The following is an 8913-nucleotide window of genomic DNA, read 5'->3' as shown; positions in this document are numbered from 1 at the left end:
AACCTACGCTTGCATCATTCTTGCTTGCATGGGGCGGCGTTCGGCCCGGGCGGTTTGTGCGGGGGCGTTTGGCCCCGTTCGGGGGCGCGAACCGGGCCAAATGCCCGCTCACAACGCTCATGGGAGGGTGTCGGTCGCCGCTGGTAGACCGGGGGCATGTTCCTCCTCGACCCGCCCCCCACCGACGGCGCCCGCGCGCCGGAGCCGACGGTGGTGCATTCCGCGAGCGACCTGGTCGTGGCCGCCGGGTGCGAGTTCCGGCTGCTGCGCCGCCTCGACGAGCTGCTGGGTCGCGCGCCGCGGCGCGAGCGGGAGGCCGACGCGATGCTCGCGCGCACGGCCGCGCTCGGCGACGCGCACGAGCGCCGCGTGCTGGACGAGTACGTCTCCCGCTACGGGCGGGCGCGCGAGGGCGTCCCCGGCGGCGTGGTCGAGGTCGAGCCCGTCGCGCGGCTCACCCGCGACGCGCTCGAGGCCGCGCACGGCGCCACGCTCGCCGCCGTCGAGGCGGGGGCCGACGTCGTCGCGCAGGCGTCGTTCTTCGACGGCGAGTTCCACGGCCGCGCCGACTTCCTGCTGCGCGACCCGCTCGGCGACCCCGACGTCGGCCCCGGGCGGCCGGGCGGCCACGCGGGGCCGCCGCTGCCGCGCTACGCCGTGCTCGACACCAAGCTCGCGCGGCGGGCCAAGGTGACCGCGCTGCTGCAGCTCGCCGCCTACGCGGACCAGCTCGCCGCGGCGCACGTCGACCCGACCGACGCCGCGCACCTCGTGCTCGGCACCCGCGTCACCACCAGTCACCGCCTCGCCGAGCTGCTCCCGGTGCTCGAGCAGCGCCGCGCCCGGCTGCGCGAGGTCGTCGCCGCGCACCGCGCCGACGACGGCCCGCTCGCGTGGGGCGACGAGCGCTTCACCGCCTGCGGGCGGTGCGAGGCCTGCGCGGAGCAGGCGGCGGCGCACCGCGACGTGCTGCTGGTCGGCGGGGTCTACGAGCGGCAGCGTGCGGCGCTCGTCGCCGGCGGCATCACGACGATCGACGCGCTCGCCGCCGCCGAGGAGCCGCCCGACGGGATGCCGGCCCGCAGCTTCGAGCGCGTGCGCGACCAGGCGCGGCTGCAGCTCGGCCAGGGTGGGATCGGCCCGGGTGGGATCGGCACGGGTGAGACCGGCACGGCGCCGTGGGGCGAGGTGTGGGACGGCGAGGTCGCCTACGACGACCACGGCACGCCGGCGACGATCCGTTGGCAGCTACCCGACACGTCGGCCGTGCGGCGGCTGCCGGACCCGAGCCCCGGCGACGTCTTCTTCGACTTCGAGGGCGACCCGCTGTGGTCCGACCCGCAGGGCGAGCAGTGGGGCCAGCAGACCGGCCTCGACTACCTCTTCGGGCTGGTGGAGCGGCCCGACGCCGAGGGCGAAGCCCCGCCGTTCCGCGCGTTCTGGGCCCACGACCTCGCGCAGGAGCGGCAGGCCCTGGTCGACTTCGTCGACTACCTCACCGAGCGCCGGCGCCGGTTCCCCGACCTGCACGTCTACCACTACGCGTCGTACGAGCGCGTGCACCTGCTCTCCATCGCGGCCCGTCACGGCGTGTACGAGGAGGAGGTCGACCAGCTGCTGCGCGACGGCGTGCTCGTGGACCTCTACGCCGTCGTGCGGTCGTCGCTGCGGATCTCGGACCGGTCCAAGTCGATCAAGAGGCTCGAGCCCCTGTACATGGGCGACGAGCTGCGGTCGGGCGACGTCACCACGGCCGCCGCGTCCATCGTCGTGTACGCCGAGTACACCGCCCTGCGCGACGCCGGCCGCACGGCCGAGGCGGACGAGCTGCTGCGCGGCATCGCCGACTACAACCGGTACGACTGCGTCTCCACGCTCCGGCTCTTCGAGTGGCTCCGCGGCGCGGCCGACGTCGTCGACGCGCGGGCCGCGGCGGCCGGGGGCGCGGTCGTGGACGACGACGCCTCGCGCGCCGCGGGTGCGGACGGACTCGCGGCCGACGCCGAGGCCGAGGCCACCGACGGGGAGGCGGCGGTCGCCGAGGAGTCGCCGCGGCGGGCGGCCTCCCGCGAGGCGCGCGAACGGCGCCTGGCCCTGGAGGCCGAGGTCCGCGAGCGGGTCGGGGAGGGCCGCGGCGCGCGGGACGACGAGGCGGAGGCGCTGGCCATGGTCGGTGCCTCGCTCGGCTACTGGCGCCGCGAGAGCAAGCCGTTCTGGCACGAGCACTTCTCCCGCCTCGAGCTGCCCACCGACGAGTGGCAGGGCCGGCGGAACACGTTTCACGTGGAACGGGCGACGGTGGCCCGCGACTGGGCGGTCGACGACGGGCGGCGCGCGCCGGCGCGCGTGCTGGAGCTGACCGGCCGGCTGTCCGAGGGGTCGGAGCTCGGCGTCGGGGGCACCCCGTTCCTGCTCTACGACGCGCCCGCGCCGGACGGGGTGACGGTCCCGGCGAACGCCGTGCGCGGGTACCACGGCAACGCGCTGGTCGTCGACGCGGTGCGTCGCGCGACGGAGGCGGGGGAGCGCGACGTCCTGGTGGTGCGCGAGCAGCTGCGCGTGGGCGCCGAGACCTTCGACGCGCTGCCGATGGCGCTCACGCCGTCGTCCGGCCCGCGGGCCGACCCGCAGGAGCAGGCGCTCGAGGACGTGGCCCGCCGCGCCCTGGCCCGCTGGGACCACGACCGCACGCTGCCCGACGGCCCCGGGGCGGACCTGCTGCGCCGGCGCCCGCCGCACCTCACGGGCGGGGGGCCGCTGCCCGACGTCGTGGACGGCGACTTCACCGCGGCGGTGCTCGCCGCGACCCGCGACCTCGACCGCTCCTACCTCGCGGTGCAGGGCCCGCCCGGCACCGGCAAGACGCACGTGGGGTCCCACGTGATCGCCGCGCTCGTCGCCGAGGGCTGGCGGGTGGGCGTGGTGGCGCAGTCGCACGCCGCCGTCGAGAACATGCTGCGCGCCGTCGTCGAGAAGGCGGGGGTGCCCGCCGACCGGGTCGCCAAGAAGCGGCAGTCCGACGGGCCGTCCGCGTCGGCGGTCTGCGCCGAGCTGTCGGCCGACGACCTCGCCGCGTTCGCCGGCCGGGGCCCGTGCGTCGTCGGGGGCACGGCCTGGGACTTCGCGCACGCCGAGCGCTGGCCCGACGACGGCCTGGACCTGCTGGTGGTCGACGAGGCCGGGCAGTTCTCGATCGCCGCCACGCTGGCGGTGGCGCGGTCCGCCCGGCGGCTGCTGCTGCTCGGCGACCCGCAGCAGCTGCCCCAGGTCAGCAGGGGGCAGCACCCGGAACCCGTGGACCGCTCGGCTCTCGGCTGGCTCGCGGACGGCCACGACGTGCTGCCCGCCGGGCTCGGCTACTTCCTGGCGCGGTCGTGGCGAATGCACCCCGCCCTCAGCGAGGCGGTGTCGCAGCTCGCGTACGAGGGCCGACTCGGCTCCCACCCCGCCGCAGCGGCCCGCCGGCTCGACGGCGTGGCCCCCGGGGTGCACCACGTCGCGGTCGAGCACGAGGGTCGCGGGGTCGTGTCGCCCGAGGAGGCACAGGAGGTGGTCCGGCAGGCGGCCGGAGTCGTCGGCCGGTCCTGGACGCCCGGCCCCGGGCAGCCCGAGCGGCCGCTCGAGGCGCGCGACGTCGTCGTGCTCGCCGCGTACAACACCCAGGTGTGGGCGGTGCGCCGGGCGCTCGACGCCGCCGGCCTCGCCGAGGTGCGCGTCGGCACCGTCGACCGTTTCCAGGGCACCGAGGCGCCCGTCGCGATCGTCACCCTCGCGGCGTCGTCGGCCCACGACGTGCCCCGCGGCACCGGGTTCCTCCTCTCCCGGCATCGGATCAACGTGGCCGTCTCCCGCGCGCAGTGGTGCGCGATCGTCGTGCGCTCGCCCGCGCTGACGGACTACCTGCCGCACACGCCCGAGGGACTCGGCCGCCTGGGCGCGTTCCTCGGCCTGTGCGAGCGCGCGGTCACGTCGCGCTGAGCCGGCGCGGCCGCCGAACAGGCGGTTGCGCACGTGCTGAGCGCTCAGAACGTGCGCAACCACCTGTTCGGCGACGTCCGAGAGCATCAGGGGTCCGGAGTCAGGCGGTGGCGGGCGAGAGCTTCTGCTCGAGGAACAGGGTGGCAGCGCCGATCGCCGCGACGTCGTCCCCGAAGGCCGAGGACGTCACGGGGACGTTGTGCGCGCCGTCGTGGGCTCTTCGCGCGCGATCCCGCACGGCCGGCATGGCGGCGTCGGCCAGGTATCCCCAGTAGGGGCCCCCGATGATGACGCGGTGCGGGTCGTGGACGCTGATCAGGGTGCGCGCGGCCTCGCCGAGCGCCACCCCGTAGCCCTCGATCAGGCTGCGCGCGACATCGTCGCCGCCCCGCGCCCGCCGCTGCAGTCGGGCGAGGGCCGCCGAGCTGCCGCCATGCGGGTCGTCGGCCTCTCCCGCCCGTTCCAGGAAGCGGTTCATGTCCGTGTAGAGGTTGAGGCAGGACGTGCGGCCGCAGCGGCACCGGGTGGCGTCGAGCCCGGTGGGGAGGTGCCCGATCTCGCCCGCCTGGCCCGTGCTGCCCCGGTGGATGCTGCCGTCGCCCGCGACGGCCGACCCGACGCCGGCGCCTACGTACAGATACAGCACCGTCTCTTGTACGGAGAACCGGCCGGGCCAGCACTCGGCCGTCAGGGCGGCGTTGGTGTCCTTGTCGAGCACCGCGGGCAGGCCGGTCCGGGCGCGGATCAGGTCGAGGAGCGGGACGTCGCGCCACCCCGGCAGCCACGGCGGGTTGAGCAGCGTCCCCCGGGCGGCGTCGAGGCCGGCCGGGGCCGCGACGCCGATCCCCTGGACGGTGTCGCGCACCGCCGCGGGGTCCCCGTCCGGCGTGGCGGCGCCGAGCTCGCGGAGCATGTCGTCCAGGGCGGCGCCGATGCGCTCGACGTCCGCCGCCGGGTCCCGGCCGGGCGCGGGGAGCGACCGCTCGAGGATCGGGCGAGCGAGCATGTCGACCAGGGTCACCGTGATGTGCGCGGGGTCGAGGTGGGCCCCGGCGGCGAGCATGGCCCGGGGCTCGACGCGCATCGACATCGCGGGCTTCCCGGGCCTCCGGGTGTGCACCGGCGTCGCGCGGACCAGGCCCCGGTCGATCAGGCGCCGCGAGATCTGGGACACCGCCTGGCGCGACAGGCCGCACCGTTCCATCAGGTCCGACTGGTCGACACCGTCCGGGGAGACCCGGATCGCGCGCAGCACGACGAGCTCGTTCCGGGCCCCGACCTGCGGCATCGTCGTCGCCTGCATCGTGCTCCCTCCGTCGCGTCCATGATGCCTCTTTGAATATCTCCATCAGTATGAGTAATGTCCGGCCGCGAAGGACACTGTGGTCCACATCACCCCTCGGTGCTGCGCGACCCCCTGTCCCGGCTGCGACGGACAGCGTCCGCCGCCGGACCGAAGGGAGTGCGATGACGACGACCGAACTGGCGACAGGGACGCCCCTGGCAGGTGCGCCACCCGCGCAGGCGGAGGCCGAGACCGGTGGCCCGCCACCGAGGCGGACCCGGCACCGGATGTCGCGGACGGACAAGCGCAACCTGGTCCTCGGGCTGAAGTACATCTCGCCCTGGCTGGTCGGGATCGTGGTCTTCGTCCTCTACCCGGTCGGCTACTCGATCTACCTGAGCTTCACCCGGTACTCCGGCATGGGGACGCCGACCTGGGTCGGCCTCGGCAACTACACGACGGCGTTCGCCGACCCGCTCGTCACCAAGTCGGCGGGCAACACGCTGTTCTACGCGCTCATCGCCGTCCCGCTCGGCCTGGTCGTCGCGCTGGTCCTCGCGCTCGCGATGAACCAGAACGTCCGCGAGGTCGCCTGGTACCGCACCATCTTCTACGCGCCGTCGCTGATCCCGGCCTTCGCGATGTCGTTCATCTTCATCGTGTTCCTGAACCCGCAGTTCGGGGCGTTCAACCAGGTGCTCAACGTCTTCGGCGGGTCCAACGTGAACCTGCTCGGCTACCCGACCGGCGTCAAGATCGCGATCGTGCTGATGGCCCAGCTCGCGGCCGGGAACGCGGCGCTGATCTTCCTGGCGGGCCTGCGCAACGTCCCCAAGACGGTCTACGAGGCGGCGCGGGTCGACGGCGCCGGCCCGATGCGGCAGTTCCGGTCGATCACGCTGCCCCTGCTCAGCCCGGTGCTGCTGTTCAACCTGATCACGGGAGTCTCGGGCGCGCTCCAGGTCTTCACCGAGGCGTACATCGTCACCAACGGGACCGGCGACCCCGACGCGGGCGCGCTGTTCTACATGATGTACCTCTACAAGAACGCCTTCGGCTTCGCCGAGCTCGGGTACGCCTCCGCCCTGGCCGTGCTGCTGTTCCTGGCCGGTCTCACCCTGGCCCTGTTGATCTTCTGGTGCTCGCGCCGGCTCGTGAACTACGACGTGGAGGCTTCCTGATGAGCACGATGGTCCGCACGGAGCCCCTGCAGAAGCACCGGGCCGCCGAACGTGCCGCGGACGAGGACCAGCTGAACCGGCGGGCCGACGGCACGCGTCGCCCCTGGTACAGCAACGTGATCGCCCGCGTGGTGATGATCGCGCTGTCCGCCGTCTTCCTGCTGCCGCTGTACTGGATGATCATCTCGGCGCTGAAGTCGGACGAGGAGCTCGCGAAGTTCCCGCCGACTTTCATCCCCGAGTCGTGGCAGCTCAGCAACTTCGTCGACGCGGTCACGGCCATGCCGTTCCTGCACTTCTTCCTGAACTCGGCGATCATCACGATCTCGGTCGTGGTCTTCTCGGTGGTCTCGAACTTCATCGTCGCGTACGGGTTCGCGTGCCTGAAGTGGCCCGGCCGCGACCTCGTGTTCTACCTGGTGATCGCGACGCTCTTCCTGCCGTTCCCGGTGACGCTGATCCCCATGTTCGACCTGTGGGCCAGGCTCGGGCTCGTCAACACGTTCTTCCCGCTGATCATCCCGTCGATGTTCGCCTCGGCGTTCTACGTGTTCCTGCTGCGGCAGTTCCTCATGCAGATCCCGAAGGACATGCTCGACGCGGCGCGGATCGACGGCGCGAGCGAGTGGACCATCCTGTGGCGCCTCGTGTTCCCCACGGCCAAGCCGGCGCTGACGACCGTCGCCATCTTCGCGGCCGTGGCGTCCTGGAACGACTTCATGGGACCGCTGATCTACCTGCAGGACGAGAGCGTGCAGACCCTCTCCATCGGCCTGCAGTCGTTCCGGTCCGTCCACGCGCAGGACGTCTCCTTCAACCTGCTCATGGCCGCGTCGTTCCTGGTCATCCTGCCCCTGCTGATCCTCTTCTTCGTGTTCCAGCGCCACTTCATCCGGGGCATCACCATCGGAGGCTTCAAGTGATCACACGCCGCACCTTCCTGAGCGCCGCCGCGGCGTCGGCCGCCGCGCTCTCCCTCGGGGCGTGCGCGCCCCGCGGCTCGTCGGACGAGTCCGTCATCCGCTACTGGGGCATGGGCGCCGCCGACGCCGACAAGGACATGAAGGTCATCGACGCGTTCAACGCCACGAAGGCCGGGTCCGGGATCACGCTCGACATCAACCAGGTGCCGAGCAACGGCGTGGCCGACATGAGCCAGATCATCACCGCCGTGCGCGGCCACACCGCCCCGGACGTCTGGCAGATGGACCGGTTCAACGCCGTCCAGAACGCCTCGATCGGGCTGCTCGAGCCGATCGGAGGCCTCATCGAGAAGTACGAGGACACCTCCGTCGACGAGTACACGAAGCAGTGGCTGCAGTTCGCGATCGACGAGCTCACGTACGACGGCCAGCTGTACGGGCTGCCGATCAACACCGACGCCCGCGGCATCATGTACAACGAGAACCTCCTGCGCGAGGCGCGCATCGACCTCGACATGTTCGACCCCGAGCAGCACGTGCTCACCTGGGACGAGATCCGCGAGGTCAGTCGCAAGCTCACCAAGACGGACTCGCGAGGCAACTTCGAGACCCTCGGGTTCGTGCCCTGGGACGGCGAGGGCTGGCCGTACACCTGGGCCTTCGGGCTCGACGCGCAGCTCTACTCGAACCAGACCGCGTCGGTGACGCTGGACTCGCCCCAGTGGAAGTCCGTGTTCGACCTCTACGCCGACTGGGCCGACGAGTTCCCCTACTCCAAGGTCGACGCCTTCTTCGCGACGTACCAGCCGCCGAACTCCCCGCCCAGCCAGACCGCCGTCTTCAGCGAGCGGCTGGCGATGGCCACCACCGGCCCGTTCTCCATCCGCAGCAACGAGAAGTACGCCCCGAAGCTGCCGCTGAAGTTCACCTGGCTCCCGGTGGGCACCGAGGGCGACGACACGTACTCGTGGTCCGGCGGCGCCTCCCTGGTGGTGCCCAAGGGCGCCAAGATGACGCGCAACCTGTGGGAGTTCATGAAGTTCTACACGGGGTTCGAGGGGCAGAGCATCGTGCAGCCGCTGCTCGGCGACCTGCCCACCAACCTGCGGACCATCCAGGCCCGGAACTACAACCCCAAGGCCGAGCTGTTCCGGCAGATGCTGCCGACCTCCACGTCCCGGCCCCCGCTGCCCGTGGGCTCCGTGGCCTGGGACACGCTGCAGCGCTCCCGCAGCTCGGTGATCATCGGGTCGCAGACGCCGCAGCAGGCCATCACCAACAACCAGCAGAGCGTGGCCCCCAAGATGGCGCTCTTCGAGGGCTACCAGATGCCGGCGACGTACGGCCAGAACAGCGTGATCCCGGCCTGACCCGCCCCCGGCGGGCGCCTCGTGCGCCCGCCGGGACCGGCCGGCCCTGGGGCCGGCCACCACCCCTCGCACCCCCAGCAGGCGCCAATGCCGTCCTGAGCCCCCCCCCCCTGCGGCTCGCCGTTCACCTCGCAAGGCCAGGGCACGGCCAGGAGTACGGGCGCGGCGCGATCGAC

Annotated in this window: 5 protein-coding genes; 4 read left to right on the top strand and 1 reads right to left on the bottom strand. The window is 72.8% G+C overall.

The window, feature by feature from the left end; all coding sequences use genetic code 11:
- Positions 1 to 156 precede the first annotated feature (156 nt).
- Positions 157 to 3978, top strand: coding sequence for a TM0106 family RecB-like putative nuclease (locus tag ACFWDO_RS20100; RefSeq protein WP_380319626.1), 3822 nt, complete (start codon positions 157 to 159; stop codon positions 3976 to 3978).
- 100 nt (positions 3979 to 4078) lie between these two features.
- On the opposite strand, the gene ACFWDO_RS20095 is transcribed toward ACFWDO_RS20100, so the two are convergent.
- Positions 4079 to 5281, bottom strand: coding sequence for an ROK family protein (locus ACFWDO_RS20095; RefSeq protein WP_380326728.1), 1203 nt, complete (start codon positions 5279 to 5281; stop codon positions 4079 to 4081).
- A gap of 164 nt (positions 5282 to 5445) precedes the next feature.
- On the opposite strand from ACFWDO_RS20095, the gene ACFWDO_RS20090 reads away from it, so the two are divergent.
- Genes ACFWDO_RS20090 through ACFWDO_RS20080 form a run of 3 tightly spaced genes read left to right on the top strand, consistent with a single transcriptional unit; the run spans position 5446 to position 8737 of the window.
- Entirely contained in the window at positions 5446 to 6444 is a 999-nt protein-coding gene (locus ACFWDO_RS20090) for a carbohydrate ABC transporter permease (RefSeq protein WP_380347132.1), read from the top strand.
- Positions 6444 to 7367, top strand: coding sequence for a carbohydrate ABC transporter permease (locus ACFWDO_RS20085; protein WP_380326721.1), 924 nt, complete (start codon positions 6444 to 6446; stop codon positions 7365 to 7367). Before ACFWDO_RS20090 ends, ACFWDO_RS20085 begins: the two co-directional genes overlap by 1 nt.
- On the top strand, positions 7364 to 8737 hold the full coding sequence (locus tag ACFWDO_RS20080) for an extracellular solute-binding protein (protein WP_380326718.1): 1374 nt from the start codon (positions 7364 to 7366) through the stop codon (positions 8735 to 8737). The genes ACFWDO_RS20085 and ACFWDO_RS20080 overlap by 4 nt, the downstream gene beginning before the upstream one ends.
- The last annotated feature ends 176 nt before the right edge of the window (positions 8738 to 8913 follow it).

This window comes from Isoptericola sp. NPDC060185 (assembly GCF_042728595.1).
In the GTDB taxonomy this organism is placed as follows: Bacteria; Actinomycetota; Actinomycetes; order Actinomycetales; family Cellulomonadaceae; genus Isoptericola.
The sequence above is the reverse complement of the archived record's forward strand: the minus strand, read 5'-3'. Positions and strand labels throughout refer to the sequence as shown.